General features: G+C 54.5%; 14 protein-coding genes and 1 pseudogene. 12 read left to right on the top strand and 3 right to left on the bottom strand.

Annotated features, from left to right (window positions below; genetic code table 11):
• The first annotated feature begins 120 nt into the window (after window positions 1-120).
• The 12 genes and pseudogenes from OEV49_15080 (at window position 121) to OEV49_15025 (ending at window position 13,154) form a co-directional block, all read left to right on the top strand.
• The gene (locus tag OEV49_15080; protein MDH3892395.1) at window positions 121-1,533 is read left to right on the top strand and encodes a hypothetical protein; all 1,413 of its coding nucleotides are present in this window, start codon (window positions 121-123) and stop codon (window positions 1,531-1,533) included.
• Window positions 1,530-1,886, top strand: a complete 357-nt coding sequence (locus tag OEV49_15075; protein ID MDH3892394.1) for a hypothetical protein — start codon at window positions 1,530-1,532, stop codon at window positions 1,884-1,886. The genes OEV49_15080 and OEV49_15075 overlap by 4 nt, the downstream gene beginning before the upstream one ends.
• A 19-nt stretch (window positions 1,887-1,905) precedes the next feature.
• Window positions 1,906-2,394 carry a hypothetical protein gene (locus OEV49_15070; GenBank protein ID MDH3892393.1) on the top strand — a complete coding sequence of 163 codons (489 nt, stop codon included), beginning with the start codon at window positions 1,906-1,908 and terminating at the stop codon, window positions 2,392-2,394.
• Window positions 2,395-2,401: 7 nt separating this feature from the next.
• Window positions 2,402-2,497, top strand: a pseudogene (locus tag OEV49_15065) (type II secretion system GspH family protein).
• Window positions 2,492-2,824, top strand: a complete 333-nt coding sequence (locus OEV49_15060) for a hypothetical protein (protein MDH3892392.1) — start codon at window positions 2,492-2,494, stop codon at window positions 2,822-2,824. The pseudogene OEV49_15065 and the gene OEV49_15060 overlap by 6 nt, the downstream one beginning before the upstream one ends.
• 822 nt (window positions 2,825-3,646) lie before the next feature.
• The gene (locus OEV49_15055; protein ID MDH3892391.1) at window positions 3,647-6,205 is read left to right on the top strand and encodes a hypothetical protein; all 2,559 of its coding nucleotides are present in this window, start codon (window positions 3,647-3,649) and stop codon (window positions 6,203-6,205) included.
• An 80-nt stretch (window positions 6,206-6,285) separates the two neighbouring features.
• On the top strand, window positions 6,286-6,813 hold the full coding sequence (locus tag OEV49_15050) for a hypothetical protein (GenBank protein ID MDH3892390.1): 528 nt from the start codon (window positions 6,286-6,288) through the stop codon (window positions 6,811-6,813).
• On the top strand, window positions 6,814-7,746 hold the full coding sequence (locus tag OEV49_15045) for a glycyl-radical enzyme activating protein (GenBank protein MDH3892389.1): 933 nt from the start codon (window positions 6,814-6,816) through the stop codon (window positions 7,744-7,746). It abuts the gene before it with no gap.
• Between the two features lie 46 nt (window positions 7,747-7,792).
• Complete coding sequence (locus tag OEV49_15040; GenBank protein ID MDH3892388.1) at window positions 7,793-9,217, top strand: metallophosphoesterase; 1,425 nt, start codon at window positions 7,793-7,795, stop codon at window positions 9,215-9,217.
• A gap of 85 nt (window positions 9,218-9,302) precedes the next feature.
• Window positions 9,303-11,453, top strand: a complete 2,151-nt coding sequence (locus OEV49_15035; GenBank protein ID MDH3892387.1) for a carboxypeptidase-like regulatory domain-containing protein — start codon at window positions 9,303-9,305, stop codon at window positions 11,451-11,453.
• A 19-nt stretch (window positions 11,454-11,472) separates the two neighbouring features.
• A complete protein-coding gene (locus tag OEV49_15030; GenBank protein MDH3892386.1) occupies window positions 11,473-12,051 on the top strand; it encodes a hypothetical protein in 579 nt (192 codons plus the stop codon).
• Window positions 12,052-12,158: 107 nt separating this feature from the next.
• Window positions 12,159-13,154 (top strand): hypothetical protein, encoded by a 996-nt coding sequence (locus OEV49_15025; protein MDH3892385.1) that lies wholly within the window; start codon window positions 12,159-12,161, stop codon window positions 13,152-13,154.
• A 152-nt stretch (window positions 13,155-13,306) separates the two neighbouring features.
• Here OEV49_15025 and OEV49_15020 read toward each other — a convergent pair whose 3' ends face one another.
• Genes OEV49_15020 through OEV49_15010 form a run of 3 tightly spaced genes read right to left on the bottom strand, consistent with a single transcriptional unit; the run spans window position 13,307 to window position 20,518 of the window.
• Window positions 13,307-17,221 (bottom strand): S8 family serine peptidase, encoded by a 3,915-nt coding sequence (locus tag OEV49_15020; GenBank protein MDH3892384.1) that lies wholly within the window; start codon window positions 17,219-17,221, stop codon window positions 13,307-13,309.
• A 13-nt stretch (window positions 17,222-17,234) separates the two neighbouring features.
• Complete coding sequence (locus OEV49_15015) at window positions 17,235-19,961, bottom strand: CHAT domain-containing protein (GenBank protein MDH3892383.1); 2,727 nt, start codon at window positions 19,959-19,961, stop codon at window positions 17,235-17,237.
• Entirely contained in the window at window positions 19,955-20,518 is a 564-nt protein-coding gene (locus OEV49_15010) for a hypothetical protein (protein ID MDH3892382.1), read from the bottom strand. Before OEV49_15010 ends, OEV49_15015 begins: the two co-directional genes overlap by 7 nt.
• Between the last annotated feature and the right edge of the window lie 66 nt (window positions 20,519-20,584).

Below are 20,584 nucleotides of genomic sequence, written 5' to 3'. Positions count from 1 at the left end.
AGGCGGTGATAATGACGGAGGATGCGCAGACCTTTGTTCTTTCACTTGATGACAGTTTGGTCTATTGGTGTTTGCGCGAGGTGGCGCCGACTTTTGCTGTTTTCAAACAAGGGAAGTACCATGACACTCTCTGGCTTTCATCCAGCCACCAATAAACAATACCGACAAAGAGACGCCGTAACACGGGATCAGCGGGGTGCCATACTGGTTGCGATTCTGGTCATACTGCTGGTAGTTATGATAATATTCCTGGCCGTGCTAACCTACGGATTGCACCGCCAGGCTCAGCACATGAAACGCATGAACTTCACCGCCGCTACCTTCCTGGCCGAAGCCGGCATTCAACGATGTCTGAGTGAGCTTGACAAAAGAGTGCTATTCCCGGACAAGTCATCGCGCCAAAGTCCAAACGGCGGCACCATCAGTACGCAGGTCACTGCCTGGGGACCATACCTGCTCGTAACTTCAGAGGGAAGCATGGCCAATCAAAAAGCAACCCTCAGCGCCCTGATAGGCTCGTCTGATCCAGAGTTTTTCGATGCCGCCATTTCAGTCTGCGATGAGAACTATCCTTTTGTGGTCACCGGCCACACTCAGATACGCGGCGACGTCAACACCGGTAGTCAGGGACTTGAGATCGGTCGCATACGGGGCGAAGGTGTGACAACGAAAGACTACCATATCGGGCAGGTAAACATATTCAATTCGCTGGCTGTTCCGTCACTGGACTCAACGGTGCTTAACCGTTATAGAGATGAGCAAACCAACCGCCGGTCTACCGTTGATCGAGTAGAACACGGCTCGTTGATAATTTCCGGGCACGACGGTGACCCGTTCGGCAGCGATGATCGTTTGCAGGTTGAGAACGATCTGGTGTTGACCGACGAGGTCGTGATATCGACGTCCTCGGTCAGGTCGCTTTTTGTCGGTGGATCGGCCGAGATCGGTGGCCGGTCTCGACTGATCGGACCGATTGAGATAGTAGCCGACCGATCAATAGTCATCAAAGACTCGGCCGCCATGGACATGGTTTTGCTGTACGCTGAGGACTCGGTTGTGCTGGCCGGTAATTGCCGCTTCTCCGGAACTATCGTATGCCGGGGCAGGATATCAGTCCGGGATGATGCGGCACTCGTTTACCCTTCCCTGTTGCTTCTGAGAGTTGACGAATCCTCCGAGTCGAACGACGGCATTTTCCTGTCAAGCTCGTATCCATTGGAATCGACCTGTTATGCATCGCTTGCCGACACCTCGGTGAGTTCCCAGAAGTGCATGATACTCGTGGATACCGCCACCACGCTCACCGGTTATTTGGTGTCGGACGGAAGAGTTGATCTGCGAGGACAACTGATCGGCTCGGTGATAACAGAGCAGTTCTATTTACACTTACCACCGACTACATTCGTCAACTGGGTCAAGGACTGCTACATAGACCGGAACATGCTGAGTTTCAATCCGGTTTTGCCGGTTCTCGATGCTGCATCTGCTCCCGCCGGACACCGGGTTGTGAGACAGGATGGACCGACACCATGAACGGTCGGCTTGACAATAGTAGCGGCTTCACCATAATGGAAGTTTTGGTGGCCGCCGTGGTCTTCATGGCCGGGTTCTCGATCATGGTGGCTTTGCTGAGTTCTACTTTGGCCAAGTTTTCCAGCCGCGAATTGGTTTTGGCCAACAACATCGCACGAGAGCAGATGATGTCCACCGTACTGGTTCGGGACACAACCGGGCTGGATACCACTGTAACCCGTTCGGGGATAGCCTTCGAACTCAAACGTCGGGTCACGCTGGATGACGGGCTCGCAAAGATACGCATTGGCGTGTACAGGCAGCGCACAGGCAAACAACTGGTCGATCTCTACAATGAACTTGCGATTCCTTAAGAGTACAAAAGGTGTGACCATGGCCGAGCTGATAGTTGCTATGGCCCTGTCGACAATCCTACTGGGATTGGTCGTTACAGGCAGCATGTTTCTGAAGAAATACATTAACCAATGGCAGGAGCGCGACCGGCTGCTGGAGGAAACTTTGTTCATCCAGGAAGAGCTATCGCGCAGCATAGGTCAAAGTCAACAGATAACGATCCACCATGACAGCCTGGTCTGCCTGGACCGTCGGCTGAAAACAACCGTCTATGGCTGGGAGAACAACCGACTGGTTAAGAACGGCAGGCCATTGTCTCAATCGAGCCTGTCATTGGATGGCGTTGCTATCTCAAAAATGGATTTGCCGCCGCAGGCTTCAGATACTATATTGTACGAGAGAGGTATGGTCAAGCCTTCGGGAATATACAGGCTGGCGGTGGTGGTCTCGGACAGCCGGGGAAACACTGATTCGCTTGTGACGCTGATTAGGAATAAGTATGAGTGTATCAAATACTCGCCGTTCTAAACGTCGCCTGAAAAGCCACAGCGGCTTTTCATTGATAGAACTGTTAATCGTGCTGGTGATAATCGGTATTTTGGCCGGAATAGCCATCCCGCGTTACATGAGTTCAACGGTCAAGGCGAAACAGACCGAGGCCAAGGAATTGCTTCGTCAGATCTACCTGATGGAACGCTCGTACTATCAAAACAACGACCGCTACTGGATTCCTGCTCCCGGCGTGCTGGCCGATAAGGATAGCCCCTACGCCTTTGATACTATCGGTGTCGAGATAATGAAGTCGGCCCGCTACCAATACAGTGTCACGGGAACCGATACCTCCTTTGTTGCGACGGCCACGGCAGACCGGCTTGACGATGATCCCGCCATCGACCAATGGCAAATCGACGCGGACGGTGAACTCCGGGCAATTATCGACGACGCTATCGCTCGATGACCCGAGACCTGCGGCACTGAGCCCATCGCCATTGCCATTGCATTACTTATAAAGCTACAGGCAGGGGAGTGTTGAAAAGGCTCTCTTTGTCGTTGTTGTGAGCGACTTCGCCACCGGCGGAGAGCGCGGCAAGCCCATGCCTCGACTCCGCTCGGCATGACAGGTGTGCAACGGATTGAGATTACCGCCCTCGTCTCGCGCCGATGGGGCTAGTTGTCCAAAGTCAAATTAGGGAGTGATGTTGGGCGACCCCGCCCGACACCCGCATTACAACCCACTGCTGTCAGGCGAGTCACCTGACAGCACCGGCAAGGCCTCGACTCCGCTCGGCATGACAGGTGTGCCACGGTTTGAGATTACCTCGTCGCTGAGCTCCTTGTAATGACGATACCGTGGGTGTGTCAAAACTCCCGTGGGGTGGTGTGCCGATTACGTTGTTGGTCGCCGCATGATGCTCTTGGACCGCCACCTGGGTCCTCAGAATCAATGTCTATCATACCCAAGCCATTTAGCTCTTGACATTGATATCCTGTTTCTATAGCCTTTGTTGAGAGGTCTGTGAACCCTCATGTTTGGGCATCGTTGGTTTAAGCATCAGAGTCTATATATTAAAAGTTCTCGCAGGAGCACTCTGTGTGTGTTTTGAATGCAACAAGAAGATGTGGTAGCGGTGTAACTTTTGCCTTCTTCTTTGCTCCGGGGAACCGTAGCGGCATGCGGACAGCACCATGTCGAAGTTAACGACATAAACGAGATCGGGGAGTGTCCGGCGACACTTTCACCTGTTGATAGTTCGAATAACTCTGGCAAAGGAGGACGGCCATGCCGGAAATCAAGCTGGATGATATTTCGCTACGTTCATGTAAGCTCACCGAGCGGGTTACTAATCTTAGAAATGCATACTTCATGGCGATGCCGGAGATATGCGTAGAACGACCCGATCTGATTACGGAGTATAGCGAGAGACAGGGGCTGAATAAGCAAAAGAGCATCTCTGTTCTGGACAAGGCGAGACTCTATCGGCATGTGCTGGAACGCCGAAAAGCGGTGGTGCGTCATCATCGTGGCTATGCCAAAGGGATGAAACCATTCGCATTCAAGGACACTCAACTCTTTGCCGGTTCCACCACCAGCAAGTTCAAGGGTGTACCCATTTATCCTGAGTTTCTGGCCCTGGCCCTCTGGCCTGAGCTGTGGAGCATAAGAGAGCGGGTGGCCAACCCATTCCAGATCAGCGACGAGGATGTAAACAGACTCAACTACGACATCTTTCCCCGATGGATCAACTCAAATATAAACGAATTGGCCCGCAGCCGCTGTTTCCAGAAGAATCTGGACGAACTGGGGCGCGAGAAATATGCACCTGAGTTATCTCTTTTCGAAAAGTTGGTTTTCTACATTACGACCAAAGTAAACTGTATATCGCACACGATACCGGACTTCAGCAAAGCCATAAGGTTGGGTCTGCGCAAAATGATAGTCGAGGCTGAGGCCAAAAAACTCGGGACTGCCGACAGCCCCCAGAAGGATTTCTACCAGTCCCTGACCGAGGTGCTTGAGGGTGTGATCAGCTATTCACACAACCTGGCCGCCGAAGCGAGGAAACTGGCTGAGAAAGAGACCGACGACGACGCCAAGCAAGAACTGCTCGCCCTGGCTGAGATCCATGAGCGGGTGCCGGAAGCCGAGGCTAAGACTTTCCGTGAGGGACTGACTACCGTCTGGCTTTGCTGGATAGCTATCCATCTTGAGAACCCCAACGTCGGTCTCAGTCTGGGACGGCTGGATCAAGTACTGTACCCACTCTATCGAAGAGATATCGACTCAGGCAAACTGACCGTGGAAGAAGCGGTGGAGCTTCTGTGCTGCCTGTGGTTGAAAATCGGCGATCACGTTCCCTGCATACCGGAGACGGGCGAGCAACTGTTCGGTGGCGCCGGTTCCAATCAGGCTATCACAATCGGCGGCGTCGACGAAGAGGGCAATGACGCCGTCAACGACCTCACCTACGTTATGTTACGAGCCACCGAACTAATGAAGCTGCGTGATCCCAACCTGAACGGCCGCTATTACCGAGATGTCAACAAGCCTGCATACTTGGAGCGGCTCTGCGCCGTCAACATCGAAACCGGCGCCACCCCTGCCTTGCACAATGACAAAGCGGTCATCCATGCCCTGACCAGCAAAGGTGAAACGATCGAACAGGCGCGCGACTATGGCGTCATCGGTTGTGTCGAACCGGGAAGTAACGGCAGGTTTTATGGCCACACGGCTTCGATTCTTATGAATCTGACTTCGGTGTTGGAGTTGACCCTTTATAACGGTCGACACCGCCACACCGGAATGGATCATCTCATCAGCGTCGAGACCGGTAACCCGACCGACTTTGGTTCATTCGATGACTTCAAGAAGGCTTTCGAAACCCAGGCGCGTTGGTTGATCAAACAGTCGACAACGCTCAACAACATCCTGGGGACAATCCATCAGGACTTCTACCCGACACCGATACTGTCGGCCTTTTTCGAGGGACCCTGGGACAAGGGCAAAGACATCATTCAGGGCGGCGCCGTCATCAACTCTTCGGGCGTGACTATCATCGGCCTCTCCGATACCGCCGACTCGTTGTCGGCGATTCAGAAGTACATTTTCGATGAGAAACGGTACACCTTTGAGGAGTTATTGCATGCCTTGAAAAACGACTTCAAGGATGCCCAGGAGATGCAGACCAGGCTGGCTAATGAAGATAAGACGCCCAAGTACGGCAACGATGACGACCTGGCCGACGGCAACGTCACCTGGATAGCACGCTTGCTGGACAGCGCCTGCAATGAAACGACGACCTACCGCGGTGGACGATACCGTGTCGGCTACTGGACCATGACCAACCATGCCGGCTTTGGTCGACTGACCCAAGCCCTGCCGAATGGACGCAAAGCGGGCGAGAATTTTACCAGCGGCATCACTCCGGTGTCAAAGGTCACGCCCACGTTGACCAAGGCTCTTCACTCGGTTGCTCGGCAGCCGGCCGAACTACTGTCCAACGGCGTTGCCCTCAATTTCAAGTACACGCCGGAACCGGGCTCATACGAGCAGATGCTCAAGAACTTCGTGGCTTCGGTGGAAGGTTACTTCGCCGGTAACGGCGACAGCGAAGGCGGTATGGAGATACAGTTCAACATAACAAACCACGACACCTTCGTCGAGGCCATGAAGAATCCGGAAAAGCACAGCGAACTGTTGGTGAGAGTGTCCGGATACACTGCCTATTTCAAGGACTTGAATCCTCGGATGCAGAAGGAGATCGTCGATCGCACAGAGTACCTTCTTTCCAGCGGCAAATCGGTCGATTACCCGCCGGTACCGCTGCCGGGGGATGAATGAAAAAGCCGTCCCTGGTAGGATCACCAGATATGTCCCACCGGGATGTGCGTCCAACCGCCTATAGAGTTAGGAGGATATAGATGTTCTCGTTATTGAAACGCATAGTTCTGAGACCCATCCCCCACCTGTTTTCAGACAAAGCAGGAACGGCCCTACTCAGAACTGTTACCAAGGGTCTGGGGAAGCAGTTGACCGACAAGCTCACCGTGGATTTTCTGGGGCTGTTGTTGAGAGGAATGGGTTTGTGCTTTCATCTCAACAAACAGTATCGCAGGAACATTGTCGGCTTTGATGGTCGCTACCTGTTCACGACCGCCGACGGAAAGGTTACGGCCTCGGCTACCTTTGGTGGCAAGAACATGAAGTACCAGGCCAAGGCGATCTCCGACTGGCAGATCAAGGTAACCTTCAAAGATACCGAAGCCATTCTGGTCTTTCTGTTCTCCAAAGACCAGGACATTCTCAATTCGCTGTTGAAAAACGAGGTTGAGGTGCGCGGGAATCTCAATCTGCTGTACAAATTCGGATTCATGGCCAGAGACTTGGTCCACAGACTTCAGTTTGATATAGTGGTCCGCGACCTGGCCCATAATCTTGGTGCGGCTTAGGTGTCTGGGCAGAACAAACAACCTCTGGTGGTGGACATCAAGCGGCACAGCCTTGAGGACGGTCCGGGTATCCGCAGCGTGGTGTTCTTTAAGGGCTGCCCGGCCAGTTGTATGTTCTGTCAGAACCCGGAGACACAGAATCCGGAAACTGAGATCGTTTTCAGGGCGGCCAGATGCATCGGCTGCGCAAGCTGCGGTAAGGCTTGTCGCCACGGCGCTATCGACCTGGCCATGGTGGGACGCATCCATCGTGACAGGTGCAGCCGTTGTGGAAACTGTGCCCTCGCCTGTCCCTCCAGTGCCCTGGAAGTTGTCGGGAAGGCCTATTCGGTTGAAGCCCTGACCGAGATTCTGATGCTTGACTATCACTACTATCGCCATTCGGGAGGAGGCGTCACACTTTCCGGCGGTGAGTGTACAATGTATCCTGATTTTGTTGGACCTCTGCTGAAATCGCTGAAACAGAACTCGGTGCACACCGCCGTGCAAACATCCGGCGATTTTGATTATGAATCATTCAAGGGGAAAATCATGCCATGGGTGGACACCGTATATTTCGACGTGAAGATTGCCGATCCGGAAACGCATCGCCAATACATCGGAAGATCGAATCACCTGAGCTTCGATAATCTTCGCCGCCTCGTTAGTGAACCGGGGGTGGAAGTGCATCCACGAATTCCGCTGATACCGGGGATAACCGACTCGAATGAGAACCTGTCGGCCATTGTCGAGTTGCTGGCCGATGCCGGGGCCGTCGACGTCACAATGATTCCCTATAACCCCATGGGTATCGAGATGGCCGCAGGACTCGGACACAAGGTTCCGCCGTTGCCTGAAACGTTCATGAAACCGGCTGATGAAAAAGCGATTTACGAGAAGCTACGGAGTTTAGTCCAGAGAAGAAGACAAAGAGCGGTTCCGCTGCCACAATAGGGACCGCAGCCAAGTACGATAGGAAACCTTGGTAAGGAGAATCCTGATGTCTGATATTCGTTATGTGTGTATGTCCGATCTGCACTTTGGTGAGAAGGGCAGCCTGCTGACCAATCTGTCGCAGGGCGGCGAACCTGATCCGACGCAACCGAGCCCGGTCATGGAACAGTTGGTGACCTGTCTGAGAACACTACTGGCCGGCAATCAGAACCAAACCACCAAACCGACTCTCGTCCTGGCCGGTGACGTTTTGGAGCTGGCTCTGACTACCACCAACAATGCGGCCATGGTTTTCGAGCGCTTTATCGAGCTGGTGATGCCGGAGGATAGCAACCAACAGCTTTTTGAAAAGGAAATCGTCTTCATCCCCGGCAATCATGACCATCACCTGTGGGAGATGGCCCGCGAGAGCCAGTACGTGGAATATGTGAAGTCTCTCAAGGCCGGAACAAAGTTGCCCAGGCCGTACCATACGACACCTCTGTTTACAACTCCGAAGGTTCAATCTTACTTTCTGACCCAACTCATTCGCAGACATAAACCCTGCAAAGACGTCACGGTCCGAGCGGTATATCCAAACTACGCTTTGCTCAGTCCGGACAAAGACCGGGCAGTCGTCTTTACGCACGGTCACTTTATTGAGTCACTCTATATATTAATGAGCACACTGAAGACACGTATTCTGCCCAAACGAGTCAAACCCAAACACATCTGGGATATCGAGGCGGAGAATTTTGCCTGGATAGATTTTTTCTGGTCAACTCTGGGCCGTTCGGGTGAAGTCGGTAAAGATGTCGAGATGGTCTACAAACGGATACGAACTGAGAAAGGTCTCAAACGGACCCTGGGGGATCTTGCTGAAAACCTCGCAGAGAAAGATATCCACACCATCCTGGGAAACTGGGCTGAAACCAAAATACTCAAGGCGCTGTTCAACTTTGCCGCCGATCGCTTCTCCAGTCATGAGCGCAAACAGACCACAAAACCTCTGAGCCCCGGAGCCGAGAAAGGACTGGCGGAATACCTCGAAGGGCCGCTGCCGTTACAGTGCGAATCCGAGAAGATGAAGTTCCCCGAAGATACCGCCTTCATCTTCGGACATACTCATAAACCGTTTGAAGCTGCTATGTCTTTCAACGGCTATAACAAACCAGTTAGTATCTTCAACACCGGCGGATGGGTGGTTGACGAGGTTGAACGAAGGTCCGTTATAGGCGCCGCCGTGGTGTTGCTCGATGATGCACTGAATGTTGCCTCGCTTCGCATGTACAATGAGTCTGACAACCAAACGGGAACGGCCGTAAAGGTGGGAGCCATCAAAAAGGAAGGTCAGGCGAATCCGCTGGATGAGAACATCGCCAATTGTGTCAAAGCAGACGAAGACCCGTGGCGTGAGTTTTCTCAAAGGGCGGCCAAAGCTGTTTCGGTCCGAGCCGACCTGCTCAAGAAGGAAATCGAAGACGACGAATGATAGAACCCTCTCAAATGAGAGGTTGATACAAGAAACGGATTTCGCAATGATGTCTCTCACTCATTGATGTCATGGAGGGAGAATAATGTCTGTCACCATTACCGGAACGGTAAGAGAAAAAGAGAACCAAAAGGGTTTGCCCAACCTGAAAGTCGAGGCTTTTGATGCCGACTTTCTCAAGGACGACTTGATTGGACGCACCACTACCGGCGACGATGGCACTTTTTCCATCCGCTGGACCGCCGCAGAGGGACCGGCATTCTTGCGCGATAAGCCGGACTTGTACTTGATAGTGAAAAGTCAGGCGGGAGCACGGCTCAAGTCGACACGCCAGGATACGCTCCGCGACGCGGTAGGCGACGTGGAGATCAATGTGGACATCTCGCATTCCACCCTGGTCGGCGCATCAATTGTTCATGATGAGGCCGGTCACTGGATGACCGGTATCGACCCAGAGAGCTTGAAAAAGTACAGCACCTGGACCCTGCGACCGGATCACGATCCCAACGATAAACTTCTGGGTGAGATTCAGTCCGACATGCAGGGCCGAGACTCCATTCTGGACCTGCTAAAAACGTACTGGGACGAACTCAACATCAACACCGACAACAATGCCCCCCAAATCCAGAAGCTGGCCAAACTTTTCGAGGTCGGCCAAGACCTGGATGACCTGGAGGGTCATCACTACGGTATTCCCATCGGGTTACGCACCGGCGACCAGGAAGGTGCCCTGTCGGAATACGGCAACTTGATCGGCTTGCTGTGGGGCGTATCGCTTCAGGATGAGTGCCCCTGGGTGGGCAAGAGTTTCTCTGCGATGACCGCAGCTCAGGCCAATCAATCAACGCTGGGCTTGGATAGACCCGACGGTAAAGTCTACCGCGGAATTAACCACTTCAACAGAATCGACCATCAACCGCTCAACATCGTCTCCTACTATTTCATGAACTGGTGGATGGGCCTGGGCGCAGCACCCAAGAAAGAACAAAAGAACTACGGTTACGAGAAAAACGGCGGGCATTTCCTGGCCTACAAGAACCGCTCGGTATATCCCGGGTCGGATCGAAACGTCTTCCAATTGAACTATCGCTTCAAGCACCTGGGCAACAACGTACCTCTGACCTGGCTGATCGACGAGTTGGTGCAGGTGGCCGATGGACTCTACCTCGGCCAACTCCTGTTCGCCACCAAGCGGATACTCAGGGGCTACGACCCGGCCGGACCCAACTCCGATCATCACTACCAACACTTCGGGTATTTCCTGCTGTGGGACAGGTCATGGAATGCCGAGGCGCGACGGCTGTTTTCATATCTGGAGATTCCGGTGACGGCGCCCGGGTTGGTCGATCCCGACGTTGCGGCGTCGATAAAACTGCCCAAGTTCTCGACCTTTACTTTCGAGGAAACGCCTTCGGCCGGGTGTAACGATGAGATTATGGCCACGATCAACGACGACATGAGAGACAAGCCGACGATCATGCATCTTTTGCAGGAGTATTCCGACCAACTCCAGCAGAACTGCGACAACGACTCACCCTACTTCGTGAAATTGCAGGAACTGTTCAACCGCGGGATAGGTATCCCCGAGGTGCGAGGGTTCTTCCGCGGCGCTCTGGTCAGTTGGCATTCGGCGGGGCTGCTTAAGTTCTTCGATGTCAATGTGCTTAATAGAGCCTGGAGTTTTTTGGGGCGACATTTCAGCACCTGGACCGGCAAGTCGTTTGAGGACATTCCAGACAACCGCCTTCGGGACATCACCGATGGAAAAGAGACCGGTGAGATACCTACCTTCTGGGGTGCCAATACGCAGGCGCTCAGAACCAGCAAGGAGAAGTTCGTTGGTGAGCTCATGAAGGTGGGCGGCATCTGGACCGAGCCGGCTACGGCTGAAGAGGCTATGACCTACGGCTATGACCTTAAGAATTTCTTCTTCATAGCCCATCAGGCCAAATCGATAAATCCCACCTGCAAGGGAAAGACAATCTTCAACTTCAATTACCGTTGGCCGAACCTGAAAACGATAAAGCCGGACCGCTACTGCATCGACGAATTGGTTGCGATAGCCGATGGACTCTATCTGGGACATCTGATGTATGCCACAGAAGTCCACAAGCCATTTGATCCGGCCGCGGACCCCGGCGTGTACAAGTACAGGCTGTTCGGCTACTTCCTTTTGATGGATGAGGAATGGCATCAGATTAGGCTGAGAATCGGTTACGACCTGGACAATGTGTGAATCAAGCTGAGGAGGCATCATGGTTGTACCTACCGATGTACAGGTAGCCTTTATCACCGGCGCTCTGTTTGTCGACCTGGGACGCCGCCATATTGTATCGGAGCACAGTGCTTCGCCTGAGAGGTCGCGGCTGGCGTATTGTCGGTTCAGGAACCTGTCGGTGATCTACGCGGCCTTGTTTCTCACGCCGGTGATTGCCGTTTTTTTCAGTGCCTGGCCGGCCTGGGAAACCCAATACTGGTGCCTGCAGGCGGAGCAACTCAGGGGGGATGGTCTGCTTTCGTTGCTGGCCGGGCTCTACTTGATCGGCCTTGTGTTGGCCGCTTACCTGGGAAACTGGCTGGCTTTCAGATGGCTTGTGTCCGGGAAGGGGCATCTGATCCGACCGGTCTACCTGGCCGTGGGAGCTGTAACGACGGTGATATTCCTGATCAAATGGCCGGCGCCGATCAGGCTGGGAAGCGCGGCACAGTTTCAGACCGATCCCAACGCGATGCCCTACATCTGGCAGGATACTCAATTTTTCGTGATGTTTCTGGCTTTGCTGGCCTATTGCGCCGTGCCTTACGTTGTGGTATTTTTCAGAGTCAGACGTTAGTGCGATAGAGAGGTCTCTTTTGGGTCGGGGTTGGTTGTTGTTGCATGTGGATAGCTCCGGCCAAACCGGGATCAGTAAGTAATGGCTAATCTTCGGAGGAGGTAGGCATGGTGAACTGGCGCACAGGCAAGTTTTGGCTCGGCGTGTATATGATGGCGATGACGGTCGCTCTCATCTATGGCATCCTGGAACTGTGGTATGTCCCTGACGGATGGACAGGAATTGCCTGGGCAGATCGTGCTCCGGTGTTCTGTGATGACTTTCAAGTTCTCCGTGAATGCCGGTTGCTGTTTCTCGTGATCCTCACCGGTGCGCTGGGCAGTATTATCCACGCCGCCACTTCTTTCGCGACCTACGTGGGCAACAAGAGCCTCACGAAAAGCTGGTATTGGTGGTATGTTCTAAGACCGTTTATCGGCGCGGCGATTTCCATAATTCTATATTTCTGTGTGCGTGGCGGAATACTCTTAACTACCATGGGTTCGGACGACCCCAACATGAGCCCGTATGGTGTCGGAGCCTTGTCCGGACTGGCGGGCATGTTCTCCAAAAAGGCGGCGGACAAACTTCGCGAAGTGTTTGAAGCTCTCTTCAAAACGTCCGATGACAAAGGTGATGCTGAGAGAGCCAATAAACTGGGTGATGTGCAAGACGTCAGTGACCTGATGCTGCCGACAAAATCGATTACGGCACTGCACCTCACACAAGACGAGAACGAAGATGTTCTGCCGCTCAGAAAACTGAACGATTTGTTTGCGGGGGTGGTGACACGGATCCCTATACTCGAAAACGATGCGGTGAAGTACATTGTGCATCAAAGCCTCTTGTTCAAGTTCATTTCACGAGTTGACAAGGGTGCTTCGACCGCCGACCAAGTGCTCAAAAAGTCACTGACGGACTTCCTGGAGTTCAATAACATGCGGGCGATGGTCGAGAATTCTCTGGCCTTTGTGTCGATTGACCACACAATCGATGACGCCAAGAATGCGATGGACGCCGTTCCAAATTGTCAGGACGTGTTCGTGACTCAAAGCGGCAAGCCGGATGAGCCGATGTTGGGCTGGCTGATGAACACTGAAATCGCCAAGCGATTGAAGGCGTAGGAGGTTTCCGCCCCAAACAAGGTTTGAGGCGGCCTACTCGTTTTGTACTGTGACCCGCCGGGAGGACAAATGCGCACTGTCAATCCCACACAAAAAGCGGAGAAGGAAAAACCTACTCCGCTTCTGTGCCTCTACGCACTTTCACGCACAAGCTACGGACACGGCGGCGGCACGGCGCCACCATTGAACATGAAGTCGACAAGATAAACGAGGTCGGCAATGTCGATCGGCCCGGCACTACCGTCTACATCACCTTCATCAGTGCAAGGCGGTGCAGGACCGGCCGAGAACATGAAGTCGACCAGGTAGACCAGGTCGGCGATGTCAACGGCCACGCCGCCATCACCGTGGTTTATGTCACCACGCTCGACACAGCACCCGCCAAGGGGAATAGCCAGCACGTCCAGCAACAAAGACGAGGCCGTGCCGCAGATGGTGTTGTTCCCCGCATCCAAAGAGACCGTGATGTCTGACCAGGCGGCGCCTGACCACTGCATCAGGTCGATGGAATTCTCATTCAGCTTTTGAAGGATCAAGTCGTCGTATGTGATGCAAATCTCGACCATGCCGTCGTAGGCTGCGGTGGTTGTAAGATTGCAGTATTCGGCCAAGGTCGATGGCAGGATCATAAAACCGGAATCCGCAGCCGGTCCCGTTGAGGTCAGAGTCATTTCGGTTTCGCCGGGCGCCGTCACATTATCGAAGGTTAAAGTGACATTGTGGAGACTGATCTCGACCGATTGTCCGGAGGCCGTGGCGGTCATGAAAGTACAGGCGTCGCCGATGCCATCGCCGTCGGTGTCAGCCTGGGTCGCGTTGGCCATGCTGGGACAGTTGTCGCACACATCGCCGATCCCGTCACTGTCATAATCTTCCTGACCGGGGTTGGGCACGGCCAGGCAGTTATCGACCGAATTGTCATACCCGTCGCCGTCGTCGTCCGGATGGGCGGCGGTGAAACTGAGAGTCGGAATGACGCCGACCGCTTCAGCTTCGGAACCAGGCCTGCTGAGGACAATGGTGTTGGACGGTGGGTACAGAACTGTGTCGAATATAATGTCCTGTGCTTCGGACGACGCCGTCACCGAAAAGTGCAGCGAAGCAATCTTCTGCCGCCCGGGAGGTAGTCCCTCAAAGGTTGCCGAAGCGCCATACAGCGCGCGGCCGGTACTGTTGGAGATGGGGTTGCTGTTGATAATTCCAAGGGCGGTGTGGTCGACAATACTATCCAGATTGACCGGGGAAGTTGCACAACTGAACGAGAACGGGAAGGCAATGCCCACGGTACTATCAGAACTGTTCAACCACAGTTCGACTACAGCGGAACCGTCAAAGGCCGGAACCTGGTAGCCGATCAATTCCAGAACGTCACCGGAGAGAGGGAAACTGCTGTCCGGAACAACCGCACAGGAGGGTGCCGGGGTGCCGCTGAAGAACCAGGCGACAAAGGTCGCGACATCATTGTTGGTGATACCCGGCACTGCGTCCAGGTCGGCGGCCCACATTCTGGCCGGCGGCGCGCCGTCGTGGTACAGATAGTTCAAAAGATGCACCAGGTCGATTATGTCGATAGGCCCGCCCGAACCTGATTCGCCGTTGATATCACCGCAGATACCGTCGGTGCAAGCGTCACCGTAACCATCGCCGTCGGAGTCTTCCTGGCCGGGGTTGTAGACATTGACGCAGTTGTCGCAACCGTTGGGAATACCGTCGGAGTCGGAGTCGGCAAAGTCGTCCGCCCCGTCACAGATATCACAGGGGTCACCGGCGCCGTCATAATCGGAATCTTGTTGGTCGGCGTTGGCAATGGTCGCGCAGTTGTCACAGGCGTCGCCATAGTTGTCACCATCGCCGTCTTCCTGTCCAGGGTTGGCATCGTCAGGACAGATATCAACATCGGCGCAGAAACCATCGCCATCGGCGTCGTTTTCGGCATCGTTCGGGCAGGCATCGCAAACATCTCCTAGGCCGTCGCCGTCTGCATCTTCCTGACCGGGGTTATAGACTATCGGGCAGTTGTCCTCATCGACGCAGAAGCCATCTCCGTCGCCGTCGTTCAGCGAATCGTTCGGACAGACATCACAAACATCACCGGCACCGTCCGAGTCGGCGTCTTGTTGCCCCGCATTGGCGTTGCTTGGACAGTTGTCGCATACATCGCCGAGCCCGTCAAAATCGACATCCTCCTGACCGGGATTATACACGAACGGACAGTTGTCGGTGTCGGCATTAATGCCGTCACCATCGGCGTCGGGACTGAAGAACACCGGTATCTCTCCGGTAGTGGGACCATATCCGTCGACTCTGGAGAGCACACTTACGTTGCTCGGCGGAAAGGCAGCCGACTGAATCAACACAGTCTGCTCGACCGGAAGGCTTGAAGAAAAAGTGAAGTGGAGTAACGCGAGCCTCTGTTCACCGGCGGGTGATACCAGGAAGAAGTTGTTGAGGAAGATCACCGCTCCGGAGGAGACATTGTCTATCCGGCTCTGTTTGTCCTCAGCCTCCGCCTCAACAGTGATACTGTCCAGCGTGACAGCGGACGTAGTGCAGGAAAAGTAAAAGGGGAAAGACAGACCGGCGTAGGGAGCGGCAGCATCCAACCACAGTTCCATTGTCAGGTTGCTCTGGTAGGGGTCAGCCGTGTAGTTTCTGACCTCCAGGGTATCGGCCGAGGCCGGAAACGATGTGTCAGGTGGCGGCGTACATGTCGGCAGATCACCGCCCTGGAGTATGAAAACCACCATCGTCTGAAAGTCGTTGTTGGTGATACCGGGCACGTTGTCAATGTCGGCTGCCCACAAAGGATCCGGAGGAGGGTCACCGTCAAGTAGGTAGGTCAGGATGGCCAACATATCCAGGACGTTTATTACTCCATCGCCGGTCAATTCTCCGCACGAACTGCCGGATGTTTGCTGCAACGACGTCCATGGGTCGATCAGGCCGGCGCCGCTGCCATATTCATCGATATCGACAGCGGTGCCGATTATTGCGTTGGTGATCATGCTCCAGGTGAGGGACGGCGCCATCGAGATAAGCAAGGCCGCCTCGGCGGCTACAAACGGCGAGGCAAAACTGGTTCCCCCCCACCAGGCGTATGCATCACCTTGATAGGGCGCGTAAATCTCAACGCCGGGAGCGCAGACATCTACGTAGTCGCCGAAATTGGAGAAATCAGCCAATTCGCCCAGCGAATCAACCGCGGCCACGGCCACGGTGTTGCCGTCACTGGCCGGATAACAGGCAGAGTCCAGTTGCAGGTTGCCGGCGGCCACGACCGTGACAACATTGTTGTCCATGGCATACTCAACGGCGTCCCTTAGTGCCTCGTGCTCGTCCATTGTCACCATACTGAGGTTTATGACGCGGCATCCGTCGTCGACCGCTTGTAAGATAGCCTCGGCGACGACATATCCGTTGCTCTCACCTTCGATATCGGTCACGCGATAGGCGCGAATATCGGCGTCCGGTGCGACCAGGTGCATCACGCCGGCCACAAAAGTGCCATGCCCGCTGTTGGCACCGCCCGGTTCATCGAAGGCGTCGGCGTCGGTGTCGACATAGTCGTATCCGGAACTGACCGACCCGGCTAGTTCAGGGTGATTGTAATTAATACCTCCATCCAGTATCGCAACCGTTACTTCGGCTCCGGTCGATATGGTGTGAGCACCTTCGAGGTTGAGCAAGTCCACGGCCGGCTGCCCCCAGTAGTCCCCTTCTCCGGCCAGGTCGGTAATGGGCAAACTTCCCTGAACCGGTTGCAATGGGTCTATCAGGTAGTTCGGGTGGCAGAAAGTCACCTCCGGCAGCGCAGCTATCTCGGCGGAAAGTGAATCCAAACCCTCGGACGCAAAACAGTACAATAGATAGATGTCCAGTTGGGCCAGGTGCTGGCTGACGCCGGTGCCGAATTGTTGGTTTATGGATTCAATGGAGTGACCCTCCTGAAGCTTGATGACCAATTCGTTCGGTTCATATCGCAATGCGTTGGCGGACGCAGCCAAGGCCATTCCGACGGTCAGCACCAGCATGACACTTACGAGTTTCTTGTATAACCGATAACACATATCATTTTTCTCCCTAGCCCGCACCGGAAATTGAGAAGGCGGACCAATCATAAGCTGAAGGGTATTTCTCTCGGACTTCTATTGCGGCTTTGGTGGCTGCGTTCGCGGCCGTCTCGCCAGTCCGTAATCTATTATAAAAGAGCCTCATCCAATAAGCGGTAGACCGATCGGACACCGCCCAATGGCTGGCCAAAACACTTTTCGCACCCATCTCCAAGAGCGATCGCACCAAACCGTCCGCCTCGTCGCCGGGCAACACCGAGGTGCGACCGGTGCGGCAGGCGGCCAGGACGACCAAGCCCACTTTGTTTCTCTTAAGCCTGAAGTCGGCCGCAAACAAGGGACCATCTGCGAGTGTCAACGATGAATAGAACGGATTATCCGGTCTCCATTGAGCATGCCCTGTATAATGCCACAGGCGCGCCTCACTTTTGTCCGGCCAATCGGCGCGGCGACATGGATCGCGCACCACCACCGATCCGTTGCCCATCTCCTTGAGCACCCGGACTTCGGCGCGGGCATTCCTGAGATCGTCGGTGCGACCGACGAATAGTTCGATCCTGTCTGAACGGATACGTCTCTTTTTTGCCTGGACATGGTGAAGCAAACTTGGGCTGAAGGTCAACCGGTGGCGGGCGATCAAATGGTCTCCTTCACATCTAAAAGCCTGCCAGGGCAGATTGGCCAACCTGCCGTCGGGGATAATCACCACCGATTTTTCTCGGGCGCCGATCTCCATGGGCGCCCATAGATTCTGGCCAAGCTGCTCAAGCAATTGCCGCTCTTCCTGAAGCGACGCCTTACTGCCGGCCCGCCGGTTGAGTTGTTCACGCGCCACTACAAAATTCCAGCAGGACACAAACTCCTCGACCATGCGTCGACCGTGAGGAAAGCGGCACACTCTCGACTGTCCACGCTGGTGGACAAAAGCGATCAACTCATCGGCCTGGAAGAGAAATTGCACCAGCGTCTTTTTTAGAGATACTTCTTCAATATGTTTTAGCAACGAGCCGAAGGCGACATGATCGGTGCGAGCCTGTCGTTCAATAGCGCTGAGGTCGTGACGAACCCTGGCCTGCAAAGCTCTCAAGGCTCCCTGACCCTGGGCCGATCCTGCTAAACTCCGGCTGGGAGAAGGCTCGGGTCGACCAGCGACGGCGGTCACTCTGGCCGCCAGATCCACCAGGCTTCGCTCGGCCTTTTGTCGAACCGGGTCGTTTTCGAGGTTTTCCGGCGGCACCGCCCAGAGACCGGCCGTTTTGTATCTTTCAGACCAGGCCGCCGCGCGGACCGGTCTCGTAGTGAGTTCTGACTCAATCAACCTAAGGTAAGGATCGCACCGATGGCGTACAAAGCCACTGCGCATTTCCACCGGCGGAAGTTTCGCGCGCACGGCATCCAGTATATCGACGGCAACACGCCAGTGTTTTCTCGCTTTACCGGCATGTCCGTTAGCAGCCTCGCGATCTCCAAGGAGCGTCTGCCAATGGGCCTTAAGGTGTGGAACCGCTTTGATGGCAGGGTTTTTGGAAACGCGGCGCGTAATAGTGAGATCGTCGGGGCAGTGATCCATCAATTGAAAATCACAGATGGCCTCCCAAAGCGGTAACTCAGACTTTGCGAATCTTCGACTGACCGACCGGAGCTTGGCCACAACTTCTTTATCTGAAGACTCCAACTGAGCCTTCAGGAAATGTACAGCCGCTTGAAATCCTGCGTTGCTCGTTTTGGTGAATCCGCTTTCAGCTCGTTCGAGCGCTTTTCTGGCAGCCTGGCCTCTGCCCAGGCCAACCATCGACTTGCCGCAGAAAAAGGCCGCCTTGGCCGACTCGTACTCGATACCCAATTTGCGCGCGTTCCTTTCGGCCAAGCGGGCGGTATCCCGCGCGTCGCCGAACAGATTAAGCCCCAGATACGCTTCAGCCCGGTCAAGCTGGCAAAGAACCACACCTTTCTTGCGCCCTGCTTTTTTGTAACTGTGCTCGCATTCGGACAAAGCCTGAAGGGCAAGATGATAGTCACCTTCCAGCATCGAGAGCCAGGCCAGTCCGTACCTGGCTTCATTGGCATACAGATGGTAACTCAGTTTTTCAAAGTGCCTCTCCGCCTCTTCATATAGCAACCTGGCGGCGGTGAAATCAAAAAGTTGAACCAGCGTGTTGGCCCGGTTATAGCAACAAAGCCCCGTGGACAGCTTGTCTTTGCCCTTACGAAGAACCCGATAGGCCTGATCATACATTCGACTGGCTTCACGGTGACGGTCTTGTCGGTGGAAAAGATTGCCGTAGTTGTTTTTTGTCTTGGCCAATTCCTGAAACGCTCGGTGGCGTTGGAAGGTCGCCATGGCCGCTTTGGCATGCCGCTTGGCCGACCGGTAATCGTCCAGATACATATATATGTCAATGAGCGTTCTGTCTACCTGTCCCCGCACCAGCCAGTCGTGCTGCAACATTTTCCGGGCCTGCAAGTATGCCTTCCGTGCTCCGGAATAATCGCTGGCCGCAAGAGAAACCCTTCCCAACGATCTAAGGGCGGTACTCAGCAGAACCGGCGGCCGGCCCTTCGACTGTTTCACGAAATCTCGCGCCATAACCAAGGCTGATCTGAGCGAACTTTGAGCGAGCAGCCTTATCTTCTGGTCGATGCCGTCGGCCAGGACCTGCGGATCGACGCCGCGAGTATCACCCGAGGACAGGAACACGCGGATCACAACATCCGTGTTTTTATCCGACCTCACCATGACAGGCCCTCAAACTCAATAAGATGCGAGTTTTGCAGTAGCCCGATCTTTCCGGGCGGACGTTTGGACGACCAACAATAGAAACCTAATTCTCCCGCCTGTACTTTGCGGGCGCCCGCTTTGATCACGAACTTAGCGGTAGCTTTCCGGTGGTCATACACTCGGGCGGCGAATTCCCATTTGCCCAGATGACGTTCGGCCGACAACTCCAGATCAATCTGCCCTGCCCGCAGCACCAGTCGTCGGGTAACGTCGGTGGCTACGTCTCTAAGCTGGGCGGAGGCCACCTGGCTCCATGAGTCGGAGATAATGCATCCGGCCACAATTGGTATGTCGGGTTTTGCTTTGTAGTTGGATGGAATGGCTTCGATCCGTTTCAGAAGACTCGGTGATGAATGGTGTAGCTCCCGGACACCTTTTGATGGGAATTTCGAGAGCAGGTCAAACAGGGTACGGCACGAGTCGCATTCGACCAAGTGTGAACGAAAGCCAACCACGCCCGTTTCAGCGGCCTCTATCATGCGTTGTCTGGACGGGTGACGAGTCTTGCGTTCCATTGAATACCTTTCCTATGGTCATCGGCCGGATCAGGTCATGAGACTTGCTGTGTCTTTATGATGCCG

The organism is Candidatus Zixiibacteriota bacterium, assembly GCA_029860345.1.
Classification (GTDB): Bacteria; Zixibacteria; MSB-5A5; order GN15; family FEB-12; genus JAJRTA01.
This window is presented reverse-complemented; position numbering and strand designations above follow the sequence as displayed.

Excerpts from the sequence above, each read along its gene's own strand:
- OEV49_15080 (MDH3892395.1), top strand. The coding sequence starts at position 121 with ATGACACTCTCTGGCTTTCATCCAGCCACCAATAAACAATACCGACAA.
- OEV49_15075 (MDH3892394.1), top strand. The coding sequence starts at position 1,530 with ATGAACGGTCGGCTTGACAATAGTAGCGGCTTCACCATAATGGAAGTT.
- OEV49_15070 (MDH3892393.1), top strand. The coding sequence starts at position 1,906 with ATGGCCGAGCTGATAGTTGCTATGGCCCTGTCGACAATCCTACTGGGA.
- OEV49_15060 (MDH3892392.1), top strand. The coding sequence starts at position 2,492 with ATGAGTTCAACGGTCAAGGCGAAACAGACCGAGGCCAAGGAATTGCTT.
- OEV49_15055 (MDH3892391.1), top strand. The coding sequence starts at position 3,647 with ATGCCGGAAATCAAGCTGGATGATATTTCGCTACGTTCATGTAAGCTC.
- OEV49_15050 (MDH3892390.1), top strand. The coding sequence starts at position 6,286 with ATGTTCTCGTTATTGAAACGCATAGTTCTGAGACCCATCCCCCACCTG.
- OEV49_15040 (MDH3892388.1), top strand. The coding sequence starts at position 7,793 with ATGTCTGATATTCGTTATGTGTGTATGTCCGATCTGCACTTTGGTGAG.
- OEV49_15035 (MDH3892387.1), top strand. The coding sequence starts at position 9,303 with ATGTCTGTCACCATTACCGGAACGGTAAGAGAAAAAGAGAACCAAAAG.
- OEV49_15030 (MDH3892386.1), top strand. The coding sequence starts at position 11,473 with ATGGTTGTACCTACCGATGTACAGGTAGCCTTTATCACCGGCGCTCTG.
- OEV49_15025 (MDH3892385.1), top strand. The coding sequence starts at position 12,159 with ATGGTGAACTGGCGCACAGGCAAGTTTTGGCTCGGCGTGTATATGATG.
- OEV49_15020 (MDH3892384.1), bottom strand. The coding sequence starts at position 17,221 with ATGTGTTATCGGTTATACAAGAAACTCGTAAGTGTCATGCTGGTGCTG.
- OEV49_15015 (MDH3892383.1), bottom strand. The coding sequence starts at position 19,961 with ATGGTGAGGTCGGATAAAAACACGGATGTTGTGATCCGCGTGTTCCTG.
- OEV49_15010 (MDH3892382.1), bottom strand. The coding sequence starts at position 20,518 with ATGGAACGCAAGACTCGTCACCCGTCCAGACAACGCATGATAGAGGCC.